This window comes from Bacillus sp. S10(2024), assembly GCF_050473865.1.
GTDB lineage: Bacteria > Bacillota > Bacilli > Bacillales > Bacillaceae_G > Bacillus_A.
On sequence record NZ_JBFLUR010000002.1, the window covers coordinates 4,474,079 to 4,500,977 of the forward strand.

Here is a 26,899-nt window from a genome sequence, read left to right on the forward strand (position 1 = left end):
TCCATTTTCTGTTTTTATTGTATCGAAAAAGAGAATGAACTTCGATGGAATTGTTTAAAAAAATATTTGCAAATATCCCTTGCGCCATTTTTGAAAAGATGATAAATTATGAATTAATATTAATGATTATGAATAAATATTCTTTTTAGGGGGATATAAAATGGAAAACAAGAAAGTTGTATTAGCTTATTCCGGAGGCCTTGATACTTCCGTTGCAATTAAATGGTTACAAGAAAAAGGATACGATATTATTGCACTTTGTTTAGATTTAGGAGAAGGAAAAGATTTAGAATTTGTGAAAGAAAAGGCACTATCCGTTGGAGCTATTAAATCGTATATGATTGACGTGCAAGAAGAATTTGCGAATGAATATGCATTAAAAGCACTGCAAGCTCACACGTTATACGAAGGGAAATATCCACTTGTATCTGCATTATCTCGTCCGTTAATTGCGAAGAAATTGGTAGAAATCGCAGAGGCAGAAGGGGCAAGTGCAGTTGCACATGGATGTACTGGAAAAGGAAACGACCAAGTACGTTTTGAAGTTTCTATTCAAGCGTTAAATCCGTATTTAAAAGTGATTGCACCGGTGCGTGAATGGAAATGGTCACGTGAAGAGGAAATTGCGTATGCAAAAGAAAACGATGTGCCAATTCCGATTAACTTAGACAGCCCGTTTTCAATTGATCAAAATTTATGGGGACGAAGCAATGAGTGTGGAATTTTAGAAGACCCATGGGCAGCGCCGCCAGAAGAAGCATATGAAATGACGTTAGCACTGGAGAATACACCAAACAAACCAGAATTTGTAGAAATTGGGTTTGAAGCAGGGGTGCCAACAACATTAAATGGTGTATCTTATTCCTTGTCAGAGTTAATTAAATCGTTAAATGCTCTTGCTGGTAAGCATGGGGTTGGTCGCATTGATCACGTAGAAAACCGTCTTGTCGGTATTAAGTCACGTGAAGTATATGAATGTCCAGCAGCGATGACGTTAATTACTGCACATAAGGAATTGGAAGATTTAACGCTTGTAAAAGAAGTAGCGCATTTTAAACCAGTGATTGAACAAAAATTAACAGAGTTAATTTATAACGGCTTATGGTTCTCGCCTTTAAAAGATGCCCTTGCTGCCTTTTTACAAGAAACGCAAAAACATGTAACAGGTACAGTGCGTGTGAAATTGTTTAAAGGACATGCAATTGTAGAAGGACGTAAATCGAATTATTCTCTATATGATGAAAAATTAGCAACATATACAGTAGAAGATGAATTTAATCACGATGCCGCAATTGGATTTATTTCATTATTTGGTTTACCAACAAAAGTATATAGCCAAGTGAATCAAAAGAAGGTGGAGGCATGAGTAAACTTTGGGGCGGTCGCTTTACAGAGCAGGCTGAGCAGTGGGTTGAGGAGTTTGGAGCTTCCATATCCTTTGACCAGCAATTAGCAGTAGAAGATATAGAAGGAAGTATTGCGCATGTTACGATGCTTGCGAAATGCGGCATCGTAACAGCGGAAGAAGGAGAAAAAATTAAAAACGGACTTCAGTATTTACTGGAAAAAGCAAAGAAGCAGGAACTTACGTTCTCTGTTGAAGCAGAAGATATTCATTTGAACATTGAAAAAATGTTAATTCAGCATATTGGAGAAGTTGGTGGTAAGCTGCATACAGGAAGAAGTCGTAATGATCAAGTAGCAACCGACATGCATTTGTATTTGCGAAATGAAGTACAGTATATTATCGAGGCAGTAAAGCAAGTGCAGACTGTACTTACAGTGCAGGCAGAAGAACATATTGAAACAATTATGCCAGGATATACACATTTACAGCGCGCACAGCCAATTTCTTTTGCGCATCATCTTCTTGCATATTTTTGGATGTTAGAACGTGATGTGAATCGTTTTAAAGATTCGTTAAAACGTATTAACATTTCTCCACTCGGAGCCGGGGCACTTGCTGGGACGACATTCCCAATTGATCGTGAATATAGTGCACAGCTGCTCGGATTTGATGGGATATATGAGAATAGTTTAGACGCAGTAAGCGACCGTGATTTCATTCTTGAATTTTTAAGTAATGCTTCTATATTAATGATGCATTTATCGCGCTTTTGTGAAGAACTGATTTTATGGAGCAGTCAGGAATTTCAGTTTATTGAAATGAGTGATAGTTATGCAACGGGCAGCAGCATTATGCCACAAAAGAAAAATCCGGATATGGCAGAGCTCATTCGCGGGAAAACAGGGAGAGTATACGGCAACTTGTTTAGTTTATTAACCGTTATGAAAGGATTGCCGCTTGCTTATAATAAAGATTTACAAGAGGATAAAGAAGGTATGTTTGATACGGTTAATACAGTAAAAGGGTGTTTACATGTAATGGCCGGTATGCTTGAGACGATGACGGTGAAAAAAGATCATATGGCGAAAGCTGTTACGCAAGACTTTTCAAATGCAACCGAGATCGCAGATTATTTAGCGAGTAAAGGATTACCGTTTCGTCAGGCACATGAAATTGTAGGAAAGCTTGTCCTTCTTTGCATTAACAAAGGTGTATATTTACTTGATCTACCATTAGCAATTTATCAAGAGATGAGTCCATTATTTGAGGAAGATTTATACGAAGTCCTTTCGCCGTACGCTGCAGTAAAAAGAAGAAACAGTGCAGGTGGTACAGGATTCGAACAAATTGGGCAAGCGCTTCAAAAAGCAAAAGAACGAGTAGAAACCCCCGTGAATATGTAACATTTCACGGGGGTTTTCATAATTGTTACCTATATTTAATTAATGTACTTTCTAATGCTTTCGTTCTTTGCAGAGATGTTGTTTGCCATTTACGAGTTGTGGCAGTTCCAAACATAATATTTTTAGAATCTAGACTATGTGTTCGATATGAGTTTGTATCTGGATTTTTTCCTTGTAGTTTTCGATGAGAGTAGAATAAAATGTGTCCGAGTTCATGCGCAAGTGTATTTTCTAATGAAGATTTTGTAAGAATAATATGATTAAAACGGCTTTTTGTCATAAGAGAAGAGAACGATCGTCCCGTTGTATTGTTTGAGAGGTGTCTTGCATTTGTATAAAAGATTGAAATACTATTTGGATTTGGAAAGAGATATTTTCTTTCGCTAAATAATTGTTTTATATTTTTACTTTGCTTTTTCCGAAATGAAGTATCATTCGTTCGAACAGAAAAATCTTTCAGCGTTGTGATGCTAGTAATAACAAATTCTATCTTCCATATTTTTGTTGCTAATTCAACTTGTTTCTTAATTTCTTTTTCTGATACATTACAGCCGGAAAGAGTAAAGATGCATAAGTTTATAAACGGAGTAGTGCGCTTGCTTTTGACTGTGGTTTCGCTGTTGGTTTTCTTTTCATTATTCAAGAAAAATCACACCTTTATGCTTGGACATATTTATAGTGTATGCATAAAGGAAAAGGTTGCTTGTATCATATAAGCAACCTAGCGTCTATATTTTTTATTCGTATTTGTGCTTTCCTTCTGTAAGACGAATATATTCGATGTCCATTAAGTCGCGAAATAGTGCGCCATGACTTAATTCTACACCGTGTTTTTCTTTAAAGTGGGCACAAATTGTTTCTACCATGTCGATTTCTTGCCCATTTAAATCAAGTATAATACGTTCAGAACTTTCCATGTTAGCTCCTCCATTCTTTTTTTCTTATCATAACCGCAGAAAATAATTTTATTTAGAAGGAATGAAAAAAACACCAAGCCATTATATAGAGGCTTGGTGTGAGTTTATTAAAGTTATTAAATATCACCTTGTTCTTCTTCGCCGCGAACAACAAGGACATCGCATTTCGCATAGCGAATAATATGTTCAGAGACGCTGCCGATTAAGAAACGTTCTACTGCATTTAAACCAGTTGCACCGCAAATAATTAAATCAACTTGGTTTTTTGGTGCAATATCTTTTGAGATTTTTGATTTTGGATTACCGAATTCTAATACAGTTTCTACTTTTGTAACTCCTGCTTCAAGGGCAACCTTTTTGTAGTCTTCTAACAAATCTTCAGCAAATATATTTGCGCGCTCTGCGATTGCACGGCTATATGCTTCTACTGCAGAGTAAGCTTTAACGTCAACGATATGAACGATTGTTAATGTAGCATCGTTACGTTTTGCAACTTGAATTGCTTTTTTAAATGCTTTTTCAGCTTCCTTAGAACCATCAACTGCGATTAAAATATTTGTATATGTAGTATTCATGAACAATTCCTCCCCGATTTATAAGCGTTATAACTCTTACATTTTTATTATAAAGTAAATTATGGAAAATTGTTTGACAGAAACGTTACAGAATTTTGAAAACTCTGTTTCGAACATTTTAGTTGTAATTGTATAAAGAAGTTGTTACATATGAAGTATAGCAAGAAAAAAGGAGGCTTATGTTTGTGAGACATGCGCTCATTACAGCCGGTACAAAAGGTTTAGGGAAGAAAGTCACAGAGAATTTATTACATAAAGGATACTCGGTAACAGTAACATATCGCAGTGATGTACAAGCGATGGAAACGTTAAAGCAGCAATATAAAAATCTTGCACATCGTATGCAATTTGTACAAGCGGATGTAACGAAACAAGAAGATTTACATACAGTAGTAACAAAAGCGATGGATCGTTTTGGCCGTATTGACTTTCTTATTAATAATGCAGGTCCTTACGTATTCGAGCGTAAAAAGTTAGTTGAATATAAAGATAATGAATGGAATGAAATGATTCATGGTAATTTAACGGCTGTATTTCACTTACTAAAGCTTGTTGTTCCGATTATGCGTCAGCAAAAATTTGGTCGAATTGTGAATTATGGATTTCAAGGGGCAGATAGTGCGCCAGGGTGGGTGTATCGCTCTGCTTTTGCGGCTGCAAAAGTCGGACTAGTTTCGCTTACGAAAACAATTGCTTATGAAGAAGCTGAATATGGGATTACATCAAATATGATATGTCCCGGTGATATTATTGGTGATATGAAAGAAGCAACAATTGCGACGGCGCGTACATTATCTGATCAGCGTACACCGATTGGGCGTTCTGGTACAGGAGAAGATATCGCTCGTACAATTTCTTTTTTATGTGAGGAAGATTCAGATATGATTACGGGAACCGTTATAGAAGTAACAGGAGCAGTTGATGTCATTCATCGATATCGTCAAAATTAGACAAATTCTATCGGACAACTTGTATTGTTTTTGTCAAAAAATGAAAACTTATGATAAAATATAAGAGAATAGAAAGCGCTTTACAAAACTATTATAATCATTTAGGGGTAATTTTTATAATTTCAAGGGGGAATTTCCAATGCGTATCGGTGTACCAACAGAAATTAAAAACAATGAAAATCGTGTAGCGATGACACCAGCGGGTGTTGTTCATTTAGTTCACAACGGTCATGAAGTTTTTGTTCAAAAAGGTGCTGGTTTAGGGTCTGGATTTACAGATGAAGCGTATGTTGAAGCGGGCGCAACAATTGTAGAAACAGCACAAGAAGCGTGGAATCAAGAGATGGTTATGAAAGTGAAAGAGCCAATCCCAAGTGAATACGGCTATTTTCGTGAAGGCTTAATTTTATTCACATACTTACACTTAGCTCCAGAACCAGAATTAACAAAAGCATTAATTGACAACAAAGTAGTTGGTATCGCTTATGAAACAGTTCAATTAGACAACCGTTCTTTACCATTACTTGCACCTATGAGTGAAGTAGCAGGTCGTATGGCTGCGCAAATTGGTGCACAGTTCCTTGAAAAAAATAAAGGCGGTAAAGGTATTTTACTTGCTGGTGTTCCAGGAGTAAAACGCGGCAAAGTAACAATTATCGGCGGTGGTCAAGCTGGTACGAACGCAGCGAAAATTGCCGTTGGTCTAGGTGCGGATGTAACAATTATCGACTTAAGTCCAGATCGTCTTCGTCAATTAGATGATATCTTCGGCAACCAAGTAGCAACATTAATGTCTAACCCATATAACATTGCAGAAGCTGTAAAAGAATCTGACCTTGTTATCGGTGCAGTATTAATTCCAGGTGCAAAAGCACCAAAACTTGTAACAGAAGAAATGATTCAATCGATGGAACCAGGTTCTGTTGTAGTTGACATCGCAATTGACCAAGGTGGTATTTTTGAAACAACTGATCGTATTACAACACATGATAATCCAACTTATGAAAAACATGGCGTTGTTCATTACGCAGTTGCAAACATGCCTGGTGCGGTTCCACGTACATCAACACTTGCGTTAACAAACGTAACAGTACCGTACGCAGTACAAATCGCAAACAAAGGCTACAAAAAAGCTTGCTTAGATAACAATGCCTTATTAAAAGGTATTAATACATTAGATGGTTACGTAACATTTGAAGCAGTTGCAGAAGCACATGGCTTACAATATGCAGATGCAAAAGAGCTTCTTGAAAAAGCACCTGCTTTATCATAAGAAAGATTGTAAAGCGACTATCCGTTGGATAGTCGCTTTTATTATGATTTCATACGTGCTTGTGTCGTTTCGCGTTGCCGATTTACAGGGGTGGATTCACCAGCTTTTGTTAATCCAAAACGCGGCATGTTTACATATACACTTTCATATTGGCCTTTCTCAATCACATATGTTTCATGAAAAATACCAACTGATTCAGTTTTGGAAGATTTTAGGTTATGGTTTTTCCGTGTTTCTACATGGAAGGAAGCGTGGCATGCATAGTGTTCAAGAGCTTCAAAGGATTTCCAATATTGAATTTGTAAAGTGGTGCGGCCGTTGAAAAAAGATTTTGTACCGAGCAAACCTAGTTCTTTATTTTCATATAACTCTTTTAGCATTCCGCCCATTGCCCGGGCTACTGGTAACCATTTTGAAACAGCAAAGGGTCTATTAATACGCATACCAATTACAAATACTACAAAGGAATCATCCATCTGTGCAGTATAACGTTCAGGTATTACAGCTTTCATTATTTATCGCTCTTTCATTATGGATTTAATATACGTAAATGAATGTCGTACATGTCCATTATATGTTGGATTTGAAAGACATGAGATGTTAAATAGGCGCTGTAAAAAATAGAGTGTAATAGTTTTACAATTTGTGAAGTGTCCATCTGAAATGTAATTTCTCCTGCGGCTTTGTCTTCTTCTACGCAGTTTGCAAATACTTCATTCATATGTATACTCCTTTTTAGTCAATCAATTAATTTAATTTTGGGAATTTTCACTCGCTAAACTAGAAAATTTGATATGATGAGATTAGAAAAAATTGTAATATACCACTTGGATAATGGAGCGATAAATATGAACAATGAATTAACAAAAGAAATGAATCTAGAAAAAATTAATTTACTGGAGATCACGAAACATATCACAGAAAATCATAAAAATTTCGTTGTTTCAAATGTAAATAATCACTGTTTACGCATTGCTGTTTTTACAGGAGAATATGAATGGCATTTTCATTCGAATTCAGATGAGTTATTTATGGTAGTAGAAGGAGAACTATTGATTGACTTTCAAGATCGAGAAACGATTATTTTGAAGCCAAATGATACGTTGCTAATTCCAGCGGGAATCATTCATCGGACAAGAGCATTAAAACGTACTGTAAATCTTTGTTTTGAAGATTTAGAGGCTGATACAGTTATCGTGGAATAGGTCTCAATTTCCGGATAATTGCTATGCAATGAAGTGATAGAAAAATATAAATACTAATTTAGAGAAAATTTCAAGAAAGTTGTTAATTGAGGAAGAAATTTACGTGGTATAATGTGGATTTAGTGCTACTAATTTCAATAAACTACGTATGATTAAGGATGACATATACAATGAGAGAAAAGAGAATGAGCAGGACGTTTTTAAAATTTGCATTTACTATTACATGTACAGCTATGTTAAGTGCGTGTGGAAATGATGGGATAGACGGGACATGGGAGTTGTCGCAAAGGAAACAAAATCAATGTCCGGTATATTATAAATTTGACACGGTTACAAAAAAGGAAGAGAAAAAGGACGTTATTTATCATTTGGTAGAAATGCATACAAATGATCAAAAAGACAAATATAAAGGAACGTACAAACAAGAGAATAAAGGAGATTCGTATATCCTTGATTATGGAAATTCTTTTATCTCGAAACAGCAATTGAAAAGAGACGGAGACAATTTAGAAGTGATTTTTAGCGATGTGAATAAACGATGCACATATAAGAAAAGTGCATGAGAATAAAAGAAAAGGTAGTTTGGCGTTAGTGAAATTGAGAGCACATCAAATATTGATGTGCTTATTATTTTTGAACATTTTTTATAAAGTTTGTATACATTTTACATATTCAAACGTTAAGTACATAGAAAGGAGCGAGTGATGAATTATGATACATACGAAGTACTGTTATTAGAAAAATCAAAAGCAGTATATCATTACTTACGAAAGCTTGGCGTTGAAACAAAAGAAGCTGAAGATATTGTGCAAGATACATTATATAAGGCGTTGCTGTTCGAGGAGTGATGGTTGATAAGCAATAGATGAGAGGGAGTTATGATGAAAGGAATATACGTAACTATTTATATGATCTTATTCTTAATTGGAGTATCTTACTGTGTAGAGCAGTATTATGATGGAGCTATGAGTGAATTTGTGAGTGGATTTTGTATGTCAGTAGCTGTTTTTATGAACGTCATATCAATCATTCTCGTACGATTTCAATTAAAAATAAGGGAAAGAAAAGAAGGTACTTTTTAAAGCACCTTCTTTTTGTATTATATTTATTTCACAAACTGTAATTCTTTCGGGAACTTCGTTAAAATTTCTACGCCATCTTTTGTAATATACACATCATCTTCAATACGAACGCCGCCTACGTTTGGTACGTAAATACCTGGCTCAATTGTGAAGACCATGCCTTCACGAAGAGGTGAGTTGTTACCTTCTTTTACGTCTGGGAATTCGTGAACGCTAATGCCAAGTCCATGACCAAGGCGGTGCGGGAAGAAGTCGCCGTAGCCAGCATCTGCGATTACAGAACGAGCTGCACGGTCGATTTCACTAAATGTTGCGCCTGGTTTACATGATTCAACAGCGTTTAATTGACCTTTTAATACAGTTTCATAAATGCGTTTTTGTTCGTCTGAAATTTCGCCAAATGCAACTGTACGTGTAATATCAGAGCAGTAACCGTCGATAATAACACCTAAGTCAAATAGGACGAAATCACCACGTTGTATTTTGTTTGCGCCAGGAACGCCGTGCGGAAGTGCAGAGTTTGCACCTGTTAGTACCATAGTGTCAAAGGACATTTTATGTATGCCTTTTTTCTTTAATTCATGCTCAATTGTTGCAAGTACTTCAAGTTCACTACGATTTTCTTGAATGGCATTTACCCCGATTTCAACTGCATAATCAGCCATCGCAGCAGCTTCGCGTAAAATCGCAAGCTCTTTTTCGTCTTTAATTAAGCGGAGTTCGCGTACTTTTTCTTCAGCTGATCTGAAAGTTGCTTTTGGGAATAATTGTGATAAGTACTCGTAGCGTTCTACATTTAAATGTTCTTTTTCAATTGCTACTGCACTTGCATCGATGCCGCGTGCTTCAATTGCTTTTGCAATCATATCCCATGGGTTGTCTGTATCTGTATATCCAATAATTTCATGAGTCCAGCCAGCGCCTCTCGCGTGCCCTTCTTCCATTTTAGGACAAATTAGCATCGGTTCTTTTTCTTGGAATACAAATAGACCAAGTAGTCTTTCGTGCGGTTCACAGTGGAAGTTCGTCATATAGAAGACGCTCGGTGTAGAAGTTAAGAATGCAACCTCTGTATTTTGTTCTTGCAGCCATTGCATTAATTTTTCTAATCTAGTATTCATAGATTCGCACCTCCGAAATTTTCATTACATGTATAACTTTACATCGAGTGAAAGTATTCTGACAAGCAAATAGATGTTTGAAAAGACAGGGAATTATGAAATCATGTAGAATAAGAGGTGGAATGAAAACAAAGGAGGAATAGGCAGATGAAAGTATCTTATCATGGTCATTCTGTTGTAAAGATTGAAACGAATGGAAAGGTTATTTTAATTGATCCATTTATTACAGGCAATCCGAAAACAGATTTAAAAGTAGAAGATGTAACAGTAGATGTGATTATCCTTTCTCATGGTCATGGCGATCATGTTGGAGATACAGTTGAACTAGCGAAGAAACATAATGCAGTTGTCATTGCGCCGTTTGAACTTGCGACATTTTTAGGTTGGAAAGGTGTTCAGACATATCCAATGCATATCGGTGGTTCTCATACATTTGATTTTGGAACAGTGAAGTTTACACAGGCATTTCACGGCTCTAGTTATGTGGATGAAGAGAATCAAACAATTACATATACAGGAATGCCAGCTGGAATTGTATTTACGGCAGAAGGGAAAACAATTTATCATGCTGGAGATACAGCGTTGTTTTCTGATATGAAATTAATTGGTTCTCGTCATGCGATTGATGTGGCGTTTTTACCAATTGGCGATAACTTTACAATGGGACCAGAAGATGCCGCGCTCGCAGCGGAATGGGTCGGAGCGAAAGTTGTTGTGCCAATGCACTATAATACGTTCCCAGTTATTGAACAAGATCCGCATCAATTTGTAGAGAAACTAACCAGCAGTGTAGGAAAAGTATTAGCAGCTGGGGAAGGTATTGAATTGTAAAAAAGAAACCTTCATTTTGCGCAGCAAAGTGAAGGTTTTTATATATGAGAAGGGTATAATGTAAATGGTGTATTTGTTATATCATTTTTAGATTGCGGTTTGTCTGTTTCTATTTCTGCTGATCCGTTTAATTCTATCGCCACTCTCTTTCCGTCCACAAATGCTAACAATACCGCACCGATTAAAAGTAAAGTTTTTTTCATATCATATCGCTCCTTTTCTCTTAGTTCTTGATTTCATTGTACGATAAGGAAATGAAACAAACCATCGAATGAAGTGACAAGGAAATTACATTATTGTAAGAAACTTGTATAGATTTGTTATAAAAAAAATAGTACAGATATAGAAACATGCAGTGTAACAGTTTTGAAAATATAGTATACTAAAAATACAACACATGAAGAATCTAGGGAAAAGAAAGTATGGTGAAATTTTTTGGCTACGAAACACAACCAAATTTTGGAGTATATCAACAGTTTGCCAATTGGGCATAAAATTTCTGTGCGCCAAATCGCAAAAGAGCTCGGCGTGAGTGAAGGAACAGCGTATCGTGCGATTAAAGATGCAGAAAATAAAGGCTATGTAAGTACAATTGAACGGGTCGGGACAATTCGTATTGAACAAAAAAAGAAAGAAAATATTGAAAAGCTAACATTTGCAGAAGTTGTTAACATTGTTGATGGGCAAGTGCTTGGAGGAAGAGAAGGTTTACATAAAACGCTAAATAAATTTGTAATTGGGGCAATGAAATTAGAGGCGATGATGCGCTATACAGAAGCCGGAAATTTACTTATTATCGGAAACCGTACACAAGCACATCAATTAGCACTTGAAGAGGGCGCAGCTGTGCTCATTACAGGCGGATTCGATACAGAAGAGCATGTAAAGAGATTAGCAGATGAGTTAAAGCTACCAATTATTTCAAGCAGTTATGATACATTTACAGTAGCCACGCTTATTAACCGTGCTATTTATGATCAACTTATTAAAAAAGAAATTGTTCTTGTTGAAGATATTTTAACACCAATTGAAGAGACGATATGTTTACAGCCAAATGATACAGTAGAAAAATGGCATAAGTATAATGAAGAAACGATGCATGGACGTTATCCGATTGTAGATGAAGCAAATAAAGTGCTAGGTATTGTAACGTCTAAAGATATGATTGGTGTAGCAAAAGACACACCAATTGAAAAAGTAATGACAAAACAGCCGATTACTGTAAACGGAAAAATGTCTGTTGCAGCAGCGGCGCGTATGATGGTGTGGGAAGGGATTGAGCTTCTTCCTGTTGTTGACGATAGCAATACATTGCAAGGGATAATTAGTCGTCAAGATGTGCTCCAAGCACTCCAAATGATTCAGCGTCAGCCGCAAGTTGGAGACACGATTGATGATATTGTCACGAGTCAATTTATGAATCAGAAAGAAACAAAGCAAGATCACGCATACCATTTTTCTGTCACGCCGCAAATGACAAATTCAATTGGGACTTTGTCGTACGGTGTATTTACAACAATTGTGACAGAATCGACTAATCGTGTACTACGCGCGCTGAAAAAAGGTGATGTAATTGTTGAAAATTTAACCATTTACTTTGTAAAACCGGTTCAAATTGACAACGTTGTATCCGTCCATCCGAAAGTATTAGAAATTGGACGTAAGTTTGGTAAGGTTGAAGTAGAAGTACATCTCGAAAATAGTGTTGTTGGAAAAGCGTTACTTATGGTGCAATTGATTGATCGTTAAAAAGGGAAAGCTGTCTGAAGGGGCAGCTTTTCTTGTATAAATAAATAGGTTCATCACCAAAAGACGGGGGTGACATATAGATAGATGTACACTCCACTCCGAGTGGACGCTTTCCGCGGGCGAGAGCGAGCCTCCTCGGCAAGCCTGCGGGGTCTCACTTTCCTCGCTATTCCCGCAGGAGTCGCCACTCTCCGTTCCATGTATTGAAAATGATTCACTTTCAAAAAATCAACCCCAAGTTACGGTGATGAACCAATAAATATCTAAATATTCCATTTTATGTGTTATATGGAAGGGGAAGGGGTGTTGGTTATGTTATTTGCAAGTATCTTTTTTGGAGGTATTGCACTTTTTTACTTTCTCATTATGATTCCAATTCAATACTCTTATATATCTGGATTGAAAGAAAGAATGAAACGAACAGGCCTCACGCAAAATGAGTTATATGAAAAGATGTCATTTGAAGAAGAACAAGCGCATTTCAATTTGCAAGGAAGTTTGTTTAATTTGCCGTCTGCGCTTGTTGCGAGTTATATATATAAATTACGTCATCGTTACTCATAAAAAAGTGTTCATCCTTTCAGCGAATATTACTGAAAGGATGAGCGCTTTTTTATTGAATTGCAATGCCAAATTCGCGCAAAGCAAGTGCTTGAAAAGTTTGTATATCAATTGTTTGTTTAGATTTCTGCTTCCCTTTTGTTACGGTATACGTTTTGTCTGTTAGCGTAATGTGACCATCGTCTGTTCGTTTTGCAAGAAGTGGAGATTTATTGAATGGTGATTGTTCATGATGGGTAATGATTTGTTGTGCGTTCCGTAAAGCTGCTTCATTAATTGGCGATGTGAAGAAGTCGTAGCCGATTTCTAAAGTGCCATTTTGATATTTTTCAAATGCATATTCTCCGAAAGTTGTTTTTTTCTTTTGAATGCGGTATTCACCTGTTGAAGAAGGTATTAGTTCCCTTGTAAACGGAAGAGGTTGCAAAGCATGATGGGAACCGAAACCAACATCGATTAGGTATGGCTGATTATTATGCTGAAGAATCGTTGCAAAGTGTGTTCCAATTAGCCGAGTTTCTCCATCATTAAATACCGTACCGCATATCATATGGACTTGAAATCCTAGTTCTTTTAAAGCGTAGTAAAATAACGGATTCAGTTCATAACAAACACCGCCGCGCCGGTTGTCTATAATCTTTCTTTTTAAATCTTCAAAGGTCAGATCAATGTTTTCTTTTTGGATAATGCTCATATTTTCAAAAGGGATATGCTTCGCAAATTGAGATTGCAACACACGAATATCTTCAAATGTTACATCTTGTTTTTCATATTGAATCCGGTTGAAAAAATCGCTTAGAAAAGTATTCATTTCCTCTCACCCCAATTATTTTTGTAACTGCTCTGCTTCCTCAATCGCAAGCGGTAAGAAATGTTTATATTGGCGAAAGCCGTTATAAATACTAGCTCCGCCAACGATTGCAAATAAAACGCCAACGATAATACGAGCTGTTGAAATTTCTAGAAAAAATTGATTTACGCCAAATAAGAAAACGAATAATCCGAGGGCAATGGCTGATTTTCCTGCAAGCCATCCTTTCTCCATAGAACGATTTGTACGAAAATATTTTGTTTTGTAAAAGAGATACAACATAAATGTAACGATAATACAAAAGACTAATACTGGCATGACCCCAATCCCCCATCTATTTGTATGTTATCCTGCTATTCGCGGGCAGTAAGACCCCTACCTCAAGATTGAGAGAGAAACATTGTCCAGCTCTAGCGGCTAGAATCTCTGGTCGTTTCGCTCCCTCGGACGAGGCCAAAAGCGCCTCTCTGTCAGGGGCTCCAACGTCCTGCGATTCTGAATGAGCCGCTTCCGCTTTTCTAAAGAAGATAGGTGGGGGGAACTGCCCGTAAAAGCCCGATTAGTTCAACTAACCATCAGTGGGGGATGAAAAAACCACTGATGGAAGTTTCACTTTATTTCTTCATTGTAATTGAATTCTCCACCTGTATGAAGTGTTTTGAGCTATAATAGGAATAAATTGGCCGAAAAGGAGATTTTACATATGCATGAGAAAATTTTAGAAGCGATTAAGCAATTTGATACAATTATTATCCATCGCCACGTTCGTCCAGATCCAGATGCATTAGGTTCACAGTGTGGACTTGGTACGATGCTGCAAGAGTCGTTCCCAGAGAAAAAGATTTATATGGTAGGATACAATGAACCATCTTTAGCGTACTTACGCGTAATGGATGAAATTGATGATGCAACGTATGAAGAGGCTCTTGTCATTGTGTGTGATACAGCAAATCAAGAGCGTGTTTGCGATCAGCGTTATACAAAAGGAAAGCAGTTAATTAAAATTGATCATCATCCAAATGAAGATCCTTACGGCGATATTGTTTGGGTAGATACAACATCTAGTTCTACAAGTGAACTTATTTATGAATTTTATTTATACGGTAAGGATAAAGGATTAACGTTATCAACAGAAGCGGCACGTCTTATTTTAGCGGGTATAGTTGGTGATACAGGACGGTTCTTATTCCCAAGTACATCTGCTAAAACACTTCGTTATGCATCTGAGCTTGTAGAAAAGGGCGTTGAATTCCCAGCATTATATGATGAAATGTATAAAACAAATGAGCGTATCGCACGTTTAAATGGTTATATTTTACAAAACTTCACAATGACAGAAGAAGGCGCAGCATACGTTAAGCTAACAAAAGAAGTACTAGAACAATTTGGTGTGCTTCCGTCTCAAGCTTCAGGAGTTGTTGGGGCACTTGGGAATATTGAAGGATTAAAAGCGTGGGTACTATTTTTAGAGGAAGAAGATGTAATTCGTGTTCGTCTTCGTTCAAAAGGTCCGGTTATTAATACATTAGCTATGCGATATAACGGCGGAGGGCATCCGATGGCGTCCGGAGCAAAAGCTTTTTCTTGGGAAGAAACAGACCGCATTTTTGCAGACTTACGTGAATTGTGTAAATAACAAGAAAGGTAGAGGGAGCTCTACCTTTCTTGTTTTATTTTGACGCTAATTTCTAGTGTGGTATCAAATGAAACAGTTTCAATTTCAAATCGATAGACACGGTCGTAGTATTTATATACTTTATTTTCAATAACCTTCTTTAGTAGTTCTTTATTGTTTGCGATGCTTTGAATGTTTTGGGTAAGCAAGTGGCGGAGGTCATCACGAATAGAAGTTTGTAATGTTTCCACTGTTAGCGTGTCTAAATTGTATTTTTCGTGATTTGCAATCTCAATTTCAATTTCTTGAATGGTTAACAGTTTTTTGTTTTTTTCATTTTCTTTCTTTTGATCTTCCGTGAGTACACGTAAATCTTCCGTTAGTTTTTCTATTTGTGCTTCTTGTGTTTCAAGTGTTTTAGTTTGCTCTTCTTGAAACACGCCATATATGTACAAAAAAATAATCCAACTTAAAATACCACCAACCGCCGCACCGCCTAAAAATAATTTCCAGCGATTAGAGAGTGAACTTGGAACTTTCATACGTGATCCTGTGTAATCCATTTAATAATTGTGAATCCAGTTTGCATACCGCCCGTGGCAAAGAAAATAAGGAGAATTTGTTTCACAATATCTTTTGTATCTCCTCCAAAAAAGCTGCGTTCAAAGCTATAAAATGTATCGAAAGTTCCGCCAATGGCAGCGACGAGAGCCCAAATTCGTAAATTCTCTGCAAATTGTGTAATCATTGTGAGCGGTGGTTTTCCTACTAAAAAAGCACCAATTCCGCCAATTAATGACCCGCCAATCATAACACCAAGAGCAATAAAATAACTTGTAATGAGAAGAGAGAAAAAGCTTTGGTTCACTTCCATCATCATTCTCCTTTCTTTTTCATCCCGCATTAACGGGCAGTAATACTCCCACCTCAAAATTCGGTAAAGCAAAGAAGTTAGGTGGGAGATAAACTGCCCGTAAAAGCCCGATTGGTGAGGGCTAATAATCAGTGGGGGATGAAGAAAATCCCCACTGATTAAAGTTTCACTGTATGTATATGGACAAAGAAGGGGAAGTATGTTTTGATTTCACGTATAATAGGAAGTAGTCAAATAGATAAAGAGAGGGTATAAAAGTGAAGTTTGTGCATTTACAATGTCAAACCGTTTATAGTTTATTGAAAAGTGCTTGTAAAATAGATGAGCTTGTTCATCAAGCGAAAGAACTTGGATTTCCGGCATTAGCAATTACAGATGAAAATGTGATGTATGGTGTTATACCGTTTTATAAAGCTTGTAAAAAAGCGGGGATTCAGCCGATTATCGGTTTAACAGCTTCCATATGGAATGAAGAGGAGGATCAGTCTTATCCGCTTGTTTTATTGGCTGAAAACGAAACTGGGTATCGGAATTTACTTAAAATTTCTAGCAGCATTATGACAAAGTCAAAAGAGGGTATTCCAAAGAAATGGCTTACGCGTTATGCAGGGGGATTAATTGCGATTTCTCCAGGAAAAGATGGGGAAATTGAAAAGCTTTTATTGCAAGGAAAACATGAGGCTGCTGAGGAAGTAGCAAATATGTATAAGAATATATTTGCCAGCTTTTATATAAGTGTGCAGCACCATGCCATTCAAGAGGAATTGTTGCTTCAAGAAGAGCTTCTACCATTTGCGAAGCAGCTTGAAATTCCACTTGTGGCGACAAATGATATTCGTTATGTAAAACAAAGTGATGCAATTGTGCAGGAGTGTTTATTATCGGTTCATAGCGGGACGAAAATGACCGATTCAGAAAGGCCGCGTTTGCAGACCGATCAATACTACATGAAATCAGCTTCTGAAATGGAGGCATTATTTACCTCTATGCCAGAAGCAATTCAAAACACATTACGTATTGCTGAGCGTTGTCACGTAGAAATTCCGTTTCATACAAATCAATTGCCGAAGTTCCCGGTGCCGACAAATGAATCATCAGATCATTTTTTACGTCGCCTTTGTGAAGAAGGTTTAAAGAAGCGATATGTGGCGGTGACAGAAGTGCATACTTTGCGTTTAAATCATGAACTGCATACTATTTCTCGCATGGGATTTAGTGATTATTTTCTTATTGTATGGGACTTTATGACATACGCTCATAAACATCGTATTTTAACAGGGCCAGGCCGTGGTTCGGCAGCTGGTTCACTTGTATCTTATGTGTTGGAAATTACGGATATCGACCCGATTCAATACAATTTACTATTTGAACGCTTCTTAAATCCAGAGCGCGTTACACTTCCTGATATCGATATTGATTTTCCAGATATTCGCCGCGATGAAATGATTCGTTATGTGAAAAATAAGTACGGAGAACTGCGCGTGGCTCAAATTGTAACATTTGGAACACTTGCAGCAAAAGCGGCAATTCGTGATATTGCAAGAGTAATGGGACTGCCGCCAAATGAAATTGATATTTTTTCAAAACATATTCCGTCTAAGGTTGGGATTACATTAGAAGAAGCTTACGTAGAATCGCCATCATTACAAAGTTATCTACAAAGTAACCTAATCTTTCAAAGGGTATTTGATATTGCAAGGCGGGTGGAAGGTTTGCCGCGTCATACGTCTATTCATGCCGCAGGAGTGATTATGAGTGAAGAGCCGCTTACAAATAGTGTTGCTATTCAAGGCGGCCATGATGATGTATACGTCACGCAATATCCAGCAGAAGTATTAGAAGAACTTGGTCTGTTAAAAATGGATTTTCTTGGTTTGCGTAATTTAACATTGCTTGAAAATATTCGCATGTTTATTGCGAAGACAACGGGGACAAGTTTAGATATACGGAAATTGCCTCTTCAAGATGCAAATACATTTGCACTCCTTGGACGAGGGGATACGACAGGGATTTTTCAGCTTGAATCAAGTGGAATGCGAAATGTTTTGCGTTCGCTAAAACCGAATGAATTTGAAGATATCGTTGCGGTTAACGCCTTATATCGCCCAGGACCGATGGAGCAAATTCCCGTTTTTATTGATTCTAAACATGGGAAACGCGCCATTCAATACTTACATCCTGATTTGAAACCAATTTTAGAAAATACGTATGGCGTTATCGTTTATCAAGAACAAATCATGCAAATTGCCTCCCGTTTAGCAGGATTTTCTCTTGGCGAGGCTGATTTATTACGCCGCGCCGTAAGTAAGAAAAATCGTGATATTTTAGATGAAGAGCGCATGCACTTCGTGAAAGGGTGCTTGCAAAATGGGTATGATGAAGAAACTGCACAGCAAATTTATGATTTAATTGTTCGATTTGCCAATTATGGATTCAACCGAAGTCATGCAGTTGCTTATAGTATGATTGGATATCAGCTTGCTTATTTAAAAGCAAATTATCCACTTCAGTTTATGACAGCATTATTATCAAGTGCAATTGGAAATGAAGAGAAGATTGTACAATATGTTCGGGAAACGAAGCGGAAAGGATTCCGTGTTTTACCGCCGTCTCTTGATAAGAGCAGTTATGAGTTTCAAGTAGAAGGAAATGCAATCCGATATAGTTTACTTGCAATTCGCAATGTAGGGATGGCGACAGTAAACGCTGTAATTGAAGAAAGAAATAAAAAGCCATTTCAAGATTTATTTGAGTTTTGTTTGCGCATGCCGACGAAATTTGTGACAGAACGCAATTTAGAAACGATGATTTGGGCCGGTTGTTTTGATGATTTTAACGTTTCACGTTCTGTCTTATTTAACAGTATTAAAGGTGCGTTAGAATATGCGAGTTTAGCACGGGAAATTGGTGAGGAGCTTGTGCCGAAGTCGGAGTATGCACAGGAGGCAGAACTATCTTTTATAGAGCAGTTAAATAAAGAAAAAGAAGCGCTAGGCTTTTATTTAACAAGTTACCCAACCGCACAGTACGCAAAACTTGTTAAGGAATTGGAAATCCCTACACTTGCAGGAGCGATGAAGCAGCAAAAAAAAGTACAACGGGCCATTGTATATTTGACAAATATAAAAGTAATTCGGACGAAAAAATTACAAAAGATGGCGTTTATCACGTTTTGTGATCAAAATCATGAAATGGAAGGGGTTGTATTTCCAGAAACGTATATCCACTTTGCAGAGCGATTACAAGAAGGCGAAATTGTTTTAATAGAGGGGACAATTGAACAGCGAAACAATAAGCTCCAATGGATTGTAAATGGCTTGTATCCGTTAGAGAAGATGGACACTTACGAGGAAATGAAAGACGCTTCTATTTACGTGAAAATACCATCACAGTATGAAAAAAGGCTGTTAAACAATGTCAAGAAAATATTGTTTAACTATTCAGGTTTTGCGAAAGTACTAATTTATTATGAAAAAGAGCATAAGATGGTACAATTATCTCGCAGCTTATCCATTCATCCAAGTGAAGGGTGTTTACAAGCGCTTTATGAGATAGTCGGAAAGGAAAATGTCGTTGTAAAAATATAATGGACAATTTCCTACCATTTCGATTATAGTAGTAATAGCATTCGTGGTCAGACCACCTTGGAGAATGAATAACGTTATGCAGCAAGAAAATATGAGGAGAGTGGATCGTTTGTCAACACTTCGTGAAGAAGCACTTCACATGCATAGAGTGCATCAAGGAAAACTAGAAACAGTATCAAAGGTAAAGGTAGAAAATGCAAAAGATTTAAGTCTTGCGTATTCTCCAGGGGTTGCAGAACCATGTAAGGTTATTTATGACGATAAGAGCAAGGTATATGAATATACAATGAAGGGCAATATGGTAGCAGTTGTAACAGATGGAACGGCTGTATTAGGTCTTGGAAATATTGGACCGGAAGCATCACTTCCTGTTATGGAAGGTAAAGCTGTATTATTCAAGAGCTTTGCTGGTGTAGATGCATTTCCAATTGCTTTAAATACAAATGATGTAGATAAAATTGTTGAAACTGTAAAATTAATGGAGCCAACTTTTGGTGGCGTAAACTTAGAAGATATTGCAGCACCAAACTGCTTTATTATTGAAGAGCGTTTGAAAAAAGAAACAAATATTCCTGTATTCCACGATGACCAGCATGGAACAGCAATTGTAACAGTAGCGGGTCTTGTGAATGCATTGAAGCTAGTTGGAAAGAAAATGTCTGATATTAAAGTTGTTGCAAATGGTGCTGGGGCAGCGGGTATTGCAATTATTAAACTTTTATATCGCTACGGTGTACGCGACATTATTATGTGCGATACGAAAGGTGCGATTTTTGAAGGGCGCCCTGTCGGTATGAACCCTGTGAAAAATGAAGTTGCAAAATACACGAATAAAAATCGTGTAGAAGGTTCATTAGCAGAAGTGATTCAAGGTGCAGATGTGTTCATCGGTGTATCGGCAGAAGGAGCATTAACGGAAGAAATGGTTCGTTCTATGAACAATGATGCAATTATCTTTGCGATGGCGAATCCAAATCCAGAAATTATGCCACACATGGCAAAAGCAGCTGGAGCGGCAGTTGTAGGTACGGGACGCTCAGATTTCCCAAACCAAGTAAACAACGTGTTAGCTTTCCCTGGTATTTTCCGCGGTGCTCTTGATGTACATGCAACGCAAATTAACGAAGAAATGAAAGTGGCAGCAGTACAAGCTATTGCTGAACTTGTATCAGAAGAAGAGTTAACTGCTGAATATATTATTCCGGCTCCATTCGATGCACGCGTAGCACCGCAAGTAGCAGCGTATGTTGCAAAGGCTGCGATGGAAACAGGTGTTGCTCGCCGTCAAGTTGATCCGCAGGAAATAGCTGAAAGAACGAGAAATCTAGCGATTATCGGCAAAGAATAAGCGAGGAATGTTCATTGGCATCATCACAAACAAAAGTATATCTAGAAATAGTGAAAAAAATCCGTTTGATCATACAAGAGGACGGACTGAAGGCGGGCGACCGCCTTCCATCTGAACGTGAGTTAAGTGCACGTTTAAATGTCGGACGCTCATCTGTTCGTGAAGCGCTCAGATCGTTAGAACTAGTAGGTTTAATTGAAACGCGGCGCGGTGAAGGGACGTTCATTCGAAACTTTTATGAAAACGGTCTGGTGCAATTAATTGCACCGTTCGTATTACAAGATGAAAAGACACGGCGGGATTTGTTACAAATGAAAGAATTGCTTGAGAAAGATGCGATTCGTGTCTTATGTCAAACACAGGAAGAAAACAGCTTAAAGGCACTTCATAGCATCTTTTCTGAGGAACAATCATCTATCGCAGTATTTCATCAAACTTTTTTTAAAATGCTTGTAGAACAAGTCGATAATTATTTAATGTATCGTGTTTGGATGATTGTACGTGACTATGTTTCGACGATTTCTTGTGATGTTCATTTAAACGCGCGAGAGTTACATGAAAAGCTATATATAGCATTACAGAATAAACAAGAACAAATAGCATTAGAGTTGTACGATGCAATAATGAGAAATATACAGTTTCATTTGTAAATTTATCTTGCTTACACATGTATGAATAAGCAAGGGTTTACTTTATACAAAATTTGTCGAAATAACCATGACACGTTCTGACACAAATTCTGCAAGATAACGTTTAAAGTTAAACGTAAAGAGACGGGTTATAAGGCAAATTAAGAAAATAAGGCTAACACCAATTGATTTAGGTGTTAGCCACATTTTCTTACTCGTTAACCTTAGCTCTTTTATCACCTAAAGGAGGGTCAAACTTTGCTACGAGATTTATTCCTAAAGAAGAAAAAGTATGCTGCAATTCCTTCAGAGCAGGTACGAAAAGATGTACCGGACGGTGTCATGACAAAATGTCCGAAATGTAAAAAAATCATGTATACGAAAGAACTTCTGAAAAATTTAAAAGTATGTGTAAACTGTGGCTATCATCACCCGATGAATGCATGGGAGCGCCTTGAAAGTTTGTTAGATGAAAATTCATTTCGTGAATATGACAAAGAAATGATTTCGGCAAACCCGCTTCAATTCCCTGGCTATGAGGAGAAACTCGAGAGTGATCGTAAAAAAACCGGATTAAATGAAGCGGTTGTGACAGGAGAAGGAACAATCGAAAATATGCTGGTTGTTGTTGCGGTTATGGATTCAAGGTTTCGAATGGGAAGCATGGGCTCTGTTGTAGGTGAAAAAATTGCGCGTGCTGTTGAAAAAGCATATGAAATGAAAGCGCCGTTTCTTATTTTTACTGCATCAGGCGGAGCTCGTATGCAAGAGGGTATTTTAAGCTTAATGCAAATGGCGAAGACAAGTATAGCTTTGAAAAAACATAGCAATGCAGGTGGTTTATTCATTTCAATTATGACGCATCCAACGACGGGGGGAGTTTCCGCGAGCTTCGCTTCACTTGGTGATTACAATTTAGCAGAACCTGGTGCATTAATTGGGTTTGCTGGTCGTCGTGTAATTGAACAGACGGTTCGTGAGAAATTGCCGGAGGATTTCCAAACGGCAGAGTTTTTATTAGAGCACGGACAATTAGATGCAGTTGTGCATCGCGATGATATGAGAGACACGCTCCGTAAGATTTTAGAAGTTCATCAAGGGGAGGAAGTGGCGTCATGGCAGAATTAGAATTTGAAAAACCAGTTGTTGAGCTAAGAAATAAAATTAGCGAGTTAAAAGAATATACGAAAAACAGCCAGATGGACTTCGGTGAGGAGATTCGTATCTTGGAAGGTAAATTAGAGCATTTAGAAGAAGAAATATACGGTAACCTGAAAGTGTGGGACCGTGTTCAAATTGCTCGTCATGCCGAAAGACCTACAACACTGGATTACATTGAGCACTTATTTACTGATTTTTTTGAATGTCACGGAGATCGATTATTTGGTGATGATGAGGCAATTGTTGGTGGGATTGCGAAATATAATGGGATGCCTGTTACAGTAATTGGTCATCAACGCGGGAAAGATACGAAAGAAAATATTCGCCGTAATTTCGGAATGCCTCATCCAGAAGGATATCGTAAAGCGTTGCGTCTTATGAAGCAAGCTGAAAAATTTAATCGTCCAATCGTCTGTTTTGTTGATACAAAAGGTGCATATCCAGGAAAAGCAGCTGAAGAGCGTGGACAAAGTGAAGCAATTGCCCGCAATTTATTTGAAATGGCTGGACTGACGGTACCTGTTATTTGTATTGTAATTGGTGAAGGTGGAAGTGGAGGTGCATTAGGCCTTGGTGTAGGTAATTATGTACACATGCTAGAAAACTCCACATATTCGGTTATTTCTCCTGAAGGAGCAGCGACAATTCTTTGGAAAGATGCTACGAAATCAAAAGAAGCGGCAGAAACGATGAAAATTACAGCAGCTAATTTGAAAGAATTAGGTGTCATTGATGAAATTATTCCAGAAGCTCGCGGCGGTGCGCATCGCGACGTAGTGAAGCAAGCGGAATATATGAATCGAACATTGCAGAAAACATTCCAACAATTAGAAGGCGTTTCGAAAGAGCAGCTAGTTGAAAATCGCTACGAAAAATTTATGAAAATTGGACAAGTTTCGTTTTCAAACGCTTCCATTGGGGTAAAATAGAAAAAGCGTGCGTTCCATCTCGCGAATGCACGTTTTTCTTATGAAAAAAGACACATCTTCTCCATTGTCAATTTATATTTTTTCATGTTATTTTATTATAGGGCAAATAATCTTTATGAGGTGAGTACTAATGAAACGTATTGGTGTTTTAACAAGTGGTGGAGATTCACCTGGAATGAACGCTGCCATTCGTGCGGTTGTTCGTAAAGCGATATATCACGATTTAGAGGTATATGGGATCTATCATGGATACGCAGGATTAATTTCTGGTCATATTGAGAAATTAGAATTAGGTTCTGTAGGCGATATTATCCATCGCGGTGGAACAAAATTATATACAGCAAGATGTCCTGAGTTTAAAGAACTAGAAGGACAATTAAAAGGGATCGAACAATTAAAGAAATTTGGTATTGAAGGACTTGTTGTAATTGGTGGGGATGGTTCTTACCAAGGTGCGAAAAAATTAACAGAACATGGTTTCCCATGTGTTGGTGTACCTGGCACAATCGATAATGATATTCCTGGTACAGATTTCACAATTGGTTTTGATACAGCTTTAAATACTGTTATCGATGCAATTGATAAGATTCGTGACACAGCTACATCTCATGAACGTACATATGTAATCGAAGTAATGGGTCGCCATGCAGGTGACATCGCATTATGGGCTGGTTTAGCAGATGGTGCAGAAACAATTTTAATTCCAGAAGAAGACTATGATATGGATGATGTAATCGCTCGCTTAAAACGCGGTAGTGAACGCGGAAAGAAACATAGTATTATCGTTGTAGCTGAAGGCGTTGGCAGCGCGATTGAAATCGGTAAACAAATCGAAGAAGCGACTAGTTTTGATACACGCGTTACAGTATTAGGTCACGTACAACGCGGAGGATCGCCAAGTGCGATGGATCGTGTATTAGCAAGTCGTCTTGGTGCAAGAGCAGTTGAGCTTTTATTAGAAGGACAAGGTGGCCGCTGCGTAGGTATTCAAAATAACCAACTTGTTGATCATGATATTATTGAAGCATTAGCGAAAAAACATGAAATTGATGCAGCGATGTATCAGTTATCAAAAGAATTATCCATCTAATTGGTGTAATATAAAGTTATTGGTAACGTTTTCATAAATATTCGGAGGTGCGGTATGCGCAAAACTAAAATTGTATGTACGATTGGTCCCGCTAGTGAAAGTATTGAGAAGTTAGAACAATTAATCGAAGCAGGTATGAACGTTTGTCGTTTAAACTTCTCTCATGGTAGTCATGAGGAGCATGGATTACGAATTAAAACGATTCGTGAGGCTGCGAAGAAAACAGGTAAAACTGTAGCAATTTTACTTGATACAAAAGGTCCAGAAATTCGTACACATGACTTTGTAGACGGACAGGCTGAACTAAAAACAGGTGCAGAAGTTGTTATTTCTACAGAGCAAGTGTTAGGAACTGCAGAAAAGTTCTCTGTAACTTACGCAGGACTTTATGACGATGTAGACCCAGGTTCTCGTATTCTAATTGATGACGGTCTTATTGAGTTAGAAGTAATTGAAAAAGCAAACGGTGATATCCGTACAAAAGTATTAAACAGCGGTATGGTAAAAAATAAAAAAGGTGTAAACGTGCCAAACGTAAGTATTAAGCTTCCTGGTATTACGGAAAAAGATATTCAAGATATCATCTTCGGTATCGAGCAAGGCGTTGACTTTATTGCAGCTTCTTTCGTACGTAAAGCATCTGATGTATTAGAAATTCGTGAGCTATTAGAAGCGCATGGCGCAGGATACATTCAAATTATTCCAAAAATCGAGAACCAAGAAGGTATCGATAATATCGATTCTATCTTAGAAGTTTCTGACGGTTTAATGGTAGCACGCGGTGACATGGGTGTAGAAATTCCACCAGAAGAAGTACCGTTAGTACAAAAGCGTCTAATTAAAAAATGTAACGTATTAGGAAAGCCAGTTATCACTGCAACGCAAATGTTAGATTCTATGCAACGTAACCCTCGTCCGACGCGCGCAGAAGCAAGTGACGTAGCGAACGCTATTTTCGATGGTACAGATGCAATCATGCTTTCTGGTGAAACAGCAGCAGGTTTATATCCGCTTGAATCAGTACAAATGATGGCGAACATTGCAATTCGTGTTGAGAAATCACTGCAATACGAAGATATGTTCCAAAAACGTCTTAAAGAGCAATCTAGCACAATTACAGATGCAATTAGCCAATCTGTTGCACATACAGCGCTTGCACTTGATGTAGCAGCAATCGTAGCTCCTACAGAAAGTGGTTATACTGCAAAAATGATTTCTAAATATCGTCCGAAATCTCCAATTGTAGCTGTAACATCTAATGAGCAAGTATGTCGTCGTCTTGCCCTATCTTGGGGTGTACAAGCGTTTATGGCAGAGGAAAAAGCGAAATCTACAGATGAAATGTTAGAAACAGCGATTCAAACAGCTATGGATGCAGAGATGATCGGTCTTGGTGATACAGTTGTAATTACTGCTGGTGTACCACTTGCTGAAACTGGCACAACAAACTTAATGAAAATTCATGTTGTTGGCGAACAAATCGCTAAAGGGCAAGGAATTGGACGTAAAACAGCAAAAGGTAAAGTTGTTGTAGCTAAAACAGCTGAGGAAGCATTAGCGAACGTAACAGAAGGATCTATTCTTGTTACAGTAAGCACTGATAAAGATATGATTCCTGCGATTGAAAAAGCAGCAGCACTTGTTGTAGAAGAAGGCGGATTAACAAGCCATGCAGCAGTTGTTGGTGTGTCAATCGGTATTCCAGTTATTGTTGGTGTAACAACTGCAACTGCTACGCTAAAAAATGGCCAAGAAGTAACAGTTGATGCGGCACGTGGAATTGTATATAATGGACATGCGGAAGTGCTATAAGTAATAAATTGTGGGGAAGGATGTAAAT

At 37.7% G+C, this 26,899-nt stretch carries 29 protein-coding genes and 1 pseudogene; 19 read left to right on the top strand and 11 right to left on the bottom strand.

Annotation, left to right across the window (positions count from 1 at the left end; genetic code table 11):
• The first annotated feature begins 160 nt into the window (after positions 1 to 160).
• Both AB1280_RS22745 and argH read left to right on the top strand, forming a co-directional pair.
• The gene (locus AB1280_RS22745) at positions 161 to 1,366 is read left to right on the top strand and encodes an argininosuccinate synthase (protein WP_272186491.1); all 1,206 of its coding nucleotides are present in this window, start codon (positions 161 to 163) and stop codon (positions 1,364 to 1,366) included.
• Positions 1,363 to 2,751, top strand: coding sequence for an argininosuccinate lyase (gene argH / locus AB1280_RS22750; protein ID WP_429757102.1), 1,389 nt, complete (start codon positions 1,363 to 1,365; stop codon positions 2,749 to 2,751). The genes AB1280_RS22745 and argH overlap by 4 nt, the downstream gene beginning before the upstream one ends.
• A gap of 25 nt (positions 2,752 to 2,776) precedes the next feature.
• On the opposite strand, the gene AB1280_RS22755 is transcribed toward argH, so the two are convergent.
• The 3 genes from AB1280_RS22755 to AB1280_RS22765 form a co-directional block, all read right to left on the bottom strand.
• Positions 2,777 to 3,394 carry a hypothetical protein gene (locus AB1280_RS22755; RefSeq protein WP_272186493.1) on the bottom strand — a complete coding sequence of 206 codons (618 nt, stop codon included), beginning with the start codon at positions 3,392 to 3,394 and terminating at the stop codon, positions 2,777 to 2,779.
• 94 nt (positions 3,395 to 3,488) lie between these two features.
• Positions 3,489 to 3,668 carry a ProA domain protein gene (locus tag AB1280_RS22760; RefSeq protein WP_272186494.1) on the bottom strand — a complete coding sequence of 60 codons (180 nt, stop codon included), beginning with the start codon at positions 3,666 to 3,668 and terminating at the stop codon, positions 3,489 to 3,491.
• Positions 3,669 to 3,784: 116 nt separating this feature from the next.
• Positions 3,785 to 4,243: a universal stress protein gene (locus tag AB1280_RS22765; protein ID WP_272186495.1), complete on the bottom strand. Its 459-nt coding sequence runs from the start codon at positions 4,241 to 4,243 to the stop codon at positions 3,785 to 3,787.
• Positions 4,244 to 4,428: 185 nt separating this feature from the next.
• Here AB1280_RS22765 and AB1280_RS22770 point away from each other — a divergent pair, with 185 nt between their 5' ends.
• Both AB1280_RS22770 and ald read left to right on the top strand, forming a co-directional pair.
• The gene (locus tag AB1280_RS22770) at positions 4,429 to 5,193 is read left to right on the top strand and encodes an SDR family oxidoreductase (RefSeq protein WP_429757103.1); all 765 of its coding nucleotides are present in this window, start codon (positions 4,429 to 4,431) and stop codon (positions 5,191 to 5,193) included.
• 139 nt (positions 5,194 to 5,332) lie between these two features.
• Positions 5,333 to 6,466, top strand: a complete 1,134-nt coding sequence (ald, locus tag AB1280_RS22775) for an alanine dehydrogenase (RefSeq protein ID WP_272186496.1) — start codon at positions 5,333 to 5,335, stop codon at positions 6,464 to 6,466.
• 41 nt (positions 6,467 to 6,507) lie between these two features.
• Here ald and AB1280_RS22780 read toward each other — a convergent pair whose 3' ends face one another.
• Positions 6,508 to 6,978 carry a DUF4188 domain-containing protein gene (locus AB1280_RS22780; RefSeq protein ID WP_429757104.1) on the bottom strand — a complete coding sequence of 157 codons (471 nt, stop codon included), beginning with the start codon at positions 6,976 to 6,978 and terminating at the stop codon, positions 6,508 to 6,510.
• A 17-nt stretch (positions 6,979 to 6,995) separates the two neighbouring features.
• The gene (locus AB1280_RS22785; protein WP_429757105.1) at positions 6,996 to 7,187 is read right to left on the bottom strand and encodes a hypothetical protein; all 192 of its coding nucleotides are present in this window, start codon (positions 7,185 to 7,187) and stop codon (positions 6,996 to 6,998) included.
• Positions 7,188 to 7,314: 127 nt separating this feature from the next.
• Between AB1280_RS22785 and AB1280_RS22790 the strand changes: the two genes are divergently transcribed.
• The 4 genes and pseudogenes from AB1280_RS22790 to AB1280_RS22805 all read left to right on the top strand — a co-directional run bounded on the left by AB1280_RS22790 (position 7,315) and on the right by AB1280_RS22805 (position 8,753).
• The gene (locus AB1280_RS22790; protein ID WP_429757106.1) at positions 7,315 to 7,671 is read left to right on the top strand and encodes a cupin domain-containing protein; all 357 of its coding nucleotides are present in this window, start codon (positions 7,315 to 7,317) and stop codon (positions 7,669 to 7,671) included.
• Between the two features lie 170 nt (positions 7,672 to 7,841).
• On the top strand, positions 7,842 to 8,234 hold the full coding sequence (locus AB1280_RS22795; RefSeq protein ID WP_429757107.1) for a hypothetical protein: 393 nt from the start codon (positions 7,842 to 7,844) through the stop codon (positions 8,232 to 8,234).
• A gap of 141 nt (positions 8,235 to 8,375) precedes the next feature.
• Positions 8,376 to 8,516, top strand: a pseudogene (locus tag AB1280_RS22800) (RNA polymerase sigma factor); the annotation flags it as partial.
• A gap of 33 nt (positions 8,517 to 8,549) precedes the next feature.
• The gene (locus AB1280_RS22805; RefSeq protein WP_429757108.1) at positions 8,550 to 8,753 is read left to right on the top strand and encodes a hypothetical protein; all 204 of its coding nucleotides are present in this window, start codon (positions 8,550 to 8,552) and stop codon (positions 8,751 to 8,753) included.
• Positions 8,754 to 8,776: 23 nt separating this feature from the next.
• Here AB1280_RS22805 and pepQ read toward each other — a convergent pair whose 3' ends face one another.
• The gene (gene pepQ / locus AB1280_RS22810; protein WP_429757109.1) at positions 8,777 to 9,874 is read right to left on the bottom strand and encodes a Xaa-Pro dipeptidase; all 1,098 of its coding nucleotides are present in this window, start codon (positions 9,872 to 9,874) and stop codon (positions 8,777 to 8,779) included.
• 147 nt (positions 9,875 to 10,021) lie between these two features.
• Here pepQ and AB1280_RS22815 point away from each other — a divergent pair, with 147 nt between their 5' ends.
• Positions 10,022 to 10,705: a metal-dependent hydrolase gene (locus AB1280_RS22815; RefSeq protein ID WP_429757110.1), complete on the top strand. Its 684-nt coding sequence runs from the start codon at positions 10,022 to 10,024 to the stop codon at positions 10,703 to 10,705.
• Between the two features lie 38 nt (positions 10,706 to 10,743).
• Here the strand turns inward: AB1280_RS22815 and AB1280_RS22820 are convergent, their stop codons facing one another.
• Positions 10,744 to 10,908 (bottom strand): hypothetical protein, encoded by a 165-nt coding sequence (locus tag AB1280_RS22820; RefSeq protein ID WP_272186505.1) that lies wholly within the window; start codon positions 10,906 to 10,908, stop codon positions 10,744 to 10,746.
• 232 nt (positions 10,909 to 11,140) lie between these two features.
• On the opposite strand from AB1280_RS22820, the gene AB1280_RS22825 reads away from it, so the two are divergent.
• Both AB1280_RS22825 and AB1280_RS22830 read left to right on the top strand, forming a co-directional pair.
• Positions 11,141 to 12,454 (top strand): DRTGG domain-containing protein, encoded by a 1,314-nt coding sequence (locus AB1280_RS22825; RefSeq protein ID WP_272186506.1) that lies wholly within the window; start codon positions 11,141 to 11,143, stop codon positions 12,452 to 12,454.
• A 312-nt stretch (positions 12,455 to 12,766) separates the two neighbouring features.
• Positions 12,767 to 13,018, top strand: a complete 252-nt coding sequence (locus tag AB1280_RS22830; RefSeq protein WP_429757111.1) for a DUF3949 domain-containing protein — start codon at positions 12,767 to 12,769, stop codon at positions 13,016 to 13,018.
• 49 nt (positions 13,019 to 13,067) lie between these two features.
• Here AB1280_RS22830 and AB1280_RS22835 read toward each other — a convergent pair whose 3' ends face one another.
• Together AB1280_RS22835 and AB1280_RS22840 are read right to left on the bottom strand one after the other, a co-directional pair.
• Positions 13,068 to 13,826, bottom strand: coding sequence for an arylamine N-acetyltransferase family protein (locus AB1280_RS22835; RefSeq protein ID WP_429757112.1), 759 nt, complete (start codon positions 13,824 to 13,826; stop codon positions 13,068 to 13,070).
• Between the two features lie 15 nt (positions 13,827 to 13,841).
• Complete coding sequence (locus tag AB1280_RS22840) at positions 13,842 to 14,144, bottom strand: YtpI family protein (protein WP_272186509.1); 303 nt, start codon at positions 14,142 to 14,144, stop codon at positions 13,842 to 13,844.
• Positions 14,145 to 14,529: 385 nt separating this feature from the next.
• On the opposite strand from AB1280_RS22840, the gene AB1280_RS22845 reads away from it, so the two are divergent.
• The gene (locus AB1280_RS22845) at positions 14,530 to 15,462 is read left to right on the top strand and encodes a DHH family phosphoesterase (protein ID WP_272186510.1); all 933 of its coding nucleotides are present in this window, start codon (positions 14,530 to 14,532) and stop codon (positions 15,460 to 15,462) included.
• A 20-nt stretch (positions 15,463 to 15,482) separates the two neighbouring features.
• Here the strand turns inward: AB1280_RS22845 and ytrI are convergent, their stop codons facing one another.
• Both ytrI and AB1280_RS22855 read right to left on the bottom strand, forming a co-directional pair.
• Positions 15,483 to 15,983, bottom strand: a complete 501-nt coding sequence (ytrI, locus tag AB1280_RS22850) for a sporulation membrane protein YtrI (protein WP_272186511.1) — start codon at positions 15,981 to 15,983, stop codon at positions 15,483 to 15,485.
• Positions 15,980 to 16,321 carry a YtrH family sporulation protein gene (locus tag AB1280_RS22855; RefSeq protein ID WP_081625685.1) on the bottom strand — a complete coding sequence of 114 codons (342 nt, stop codon included), beginning with the start codon at positions 16,319 to 16,321 and terminating at the stop codon, positions 15,980 to 15,982. Before AB1280_RS22855 ends, ytrI begins: the two co-directional genes overlap by 4 nt.
• A gap of 251 nt (positions 16,322 to 16,572) precedes the next feature.
• Between AB1280_RS22855 and dnaE the strand changes: the two genes are divergently transcribed.
• The 7 genes from dnaE to pyk all read left to right on the top strand — a co-directional run bounded on the left by dnaE (position 16,573) and on the right by pyk (position 26,871).
• Complete coding sequence (gene dnaE / locus AB1280_RS22860; protein WP_429757113.1) at positions 16,573 to 19,902, top strand: DNA polymerase III subunit alpha; 3,330 nt, start codon at positions 16,573 to 16,575, stop codon at positions 19,900 to 19,902.
• A 91-nt stretch (positions 19,903 to 19,993) separates the two neighbouring features.
• Positions 19,994 to 21,250 carry an NAD(P)-dependent malic enzyme gene (locus AB1280_RS22865; protein WP_272186987.1) on the top strand — a complete coding sequence of 419 codons (1,257 nt, stop codon included), beginning with the start codon at positions 19,994 to 19,996 and terminating at the stop codon, positions 21,248 to 21,250.
• Positions 21,251 to 21,264: 14 nt separating this feature from the next.
• Entirely contained in the window at positions 21,265 to 21,900 is a 636-nt protein-coding gene (locus AB1280_RS22870; RefSeq protein ID WP_429757114.1) for a FadR/GntR family transcriptional regulator, read from the top strand.
• Between the two features lie 237 nt (positions 21,901 to 22,137).
• The gene (gene accD / locus AB1280_RS22875) at positions 22,138 to 23,007 is read left to right on the top strand and encodes an acetyl-CoA carboxylase, carboxyltransferase subunit beta (RefSeq protein ID WP_272186514.1); all 870 of its coding nucleotides are present in this window, start codon (positions 22,138 to 22,140) and stop codon (positions 23,005 to 23,007) included.
• Positions 22,995 to 23,969 (top strand): acetyl-CoA carboxylase carboxyl transferase subunit alpha, encoded by a 975-nt coding sequence (gene accA / locus AB1280_RS22880; RefSeq protein ID WP_272186515.1) that lies wholly within the window; start codon positions 22,995 to 22,997, stop codon positions 23,967 to 23,969. Before accD ends, accA begins: the two co-directional genes overlap by 13 nt.
• A 130-nt stretch (positions 23,970 to 24,099) precedes the next feature.
• Positions 24,100 to 25,059: a 6-phosphofructokinase gene (gene pfkA / locus AB1280_RS22885; protein WP_272186516.1), complete on the top strand. Its 960-nt coding sequence runs from the start codon at positions 24,100 to 24,102 to the stop codon at positions 25,057 to 25,059.
• A gap of 54 nt (positions 25,060 to 25,113) precedes the next feature.
• Entirely contained in the window at positions 25,114 to 26,871 is a 1,758-nt protein-coding gene (gene pyk, locus AB1280_RS22890) for a pyruvate kinase (RefSeq protein WP_272186517.1), read from the top strand.
• The last annotated feature ends 28 nt before the right edge of the window (positions 26,872 to 26,899 follow it).

Coding starts and splice junctions, on each gene's coding strand:
- AB1280_RS22820 (WP_272186505.1), bottom strand. CDS start 10,908: ATGAAAAAAACTTTACTTTTAATCGGTGCGGTATTGTTAGCATTTGTG.
- pyk (WP_272186517.1), top strand. CDS start 25,114: ATGCGCAAAACTAAAATTGTATGTACGATTGGTCCCGCTAGTGAAAGT.
- AB1280_RS22785 (WP_429757105.1), bottom strand. CDS start 7,187: ATGAATGAAGTATTTGCAAACTGCGTAGAAGAAGACAAAGCCGCAGGA.
- pfkA (WP_272186516.1), top strand. CDS start 24,100: ATGAAACGTATTGGTGTTTTAACAAGTGGTGGAGATTCACCTGGAATG.
- AB1280_RS22745 (WP_272186491.1), top strand. CDS start 161: ATGGAAAACAAGAAAGTTGTATTAGCTTATTCCGGAGGCCTTGATACT.
- AB1280_RS22795 (WP_429757107.1), top strand. CDS start 7,842: ATGAGAGAAAAGAGAATGAGCAGGACGTTTTTAAAATTTGCATTTACT.
- accA (WP_272186515.1), top strand. CDS start 22,995: ATGGCAGAATTAGAATTTGAAAAACCAGTTGTTGAGCTAAGAAATAAA.
- argH (WP_429757102.1), top strand. CDS start 1,363: ATGAGTAAACTTTGGGGCGGTCGCTTTACAGAGCAGGCTGAGCAGTGG.
- AB1280_RS22765 (WP_272186495.1), bottom strand. CDS start 4,243: ATGAATACTACATATACAAATATTTTAATCGCAGTTGATGGTTCTAAG.
- AB1280_RS22805 (WP_429757108.1), top strand. CDS start 8,550: ATGATGAAAGGAATATACGTAACTATTTATATGATCTTATTCTTAATT.
- AB1280_RS22865 (WP_272186987.1), top strand. CDS start 19,994: ATGAGGAGAGTGGATCGTTTGTCAACACTTCGTGAAGAAGCACTTCAC.
- AB1280_RS22830 (WP_429757111.1), top strand. CDS start 12,767: ATGTTATTTGCAAGTATCTTTTTTGGAGGTATTGCACTTTTTTACTTT.
- AB1280_RS22835 (WP_429757112.1), bottom strand. CDS start 13,826: ATGAATACTTTTCTAAGCGATTTTTTCAACCGGATTCAATATGAAAAA.
- AB1280_RS22840 (WP_272186509.1), bottom strand. CDS start 14,144: ATGCCAGTATTAGTCTTTTGTATTATCGTTACATTTATGTTGTATCTC.
- pepQ (WP_429757109.1), bottom strand. CDS start 9,874: ATGAATACTAGATTAGAAAAATTAATGCAATGGCTGCAAGAACAAAAT.
- AB1280_RS22855 (WP_081625685.1), bottom strand. CDS start 16,321: ATGATGATGGAAGTGAACCAAAGCTTTTTCTCTCTTCTCATTACAAGT.
- AB1280_RS22845 (WP_272186510.1), top strand. CDS start 14,530: ATGCATGAGAAAATTTTAGAAGCGATTAAGCAATTTGATACAATTATT.
- AB1280_RS22790 (WP_429757106.1), top strand. CDS start 7,315: ATGAACAATGAATTAACAAAAGAAATGAATCTAGAAAAAATTAATTTA.
- ytrI (WP_272186511.1), bottom strand. CDS start 15,983: ATGAAAGTTCCAAGTTCACTCTCTAATCGCTGGAAATTATTTTTAGGC.
- ald (WP_272186496.1), top strand. CDS start 5,333: ATGCGTATCGGTGTACCAACAGAAATTAAAAACAATGAAAATCGTGTA.
- AB1280_RS22815 (WP_429757110.1), top strand. CDS start 10,022: ATGAAAGTATCTTATCATGGTCATTCTGTTGTAAAGATTGAAACGAAT.
- AB1280_RS22760 (WP_272186494.1), bottom strand. CDS start 3,668: ATGGAAAGTTCTGAACGTATTATACTTGATTTAAATGGGCAAGAAATC.
- AB1280_RS22780 (WP_429757104.1), bottom strand. CDS start 6,978: ATGAAAGCTGTAATACCTGAACGTTATACTGCACAGATGGATGATTCC.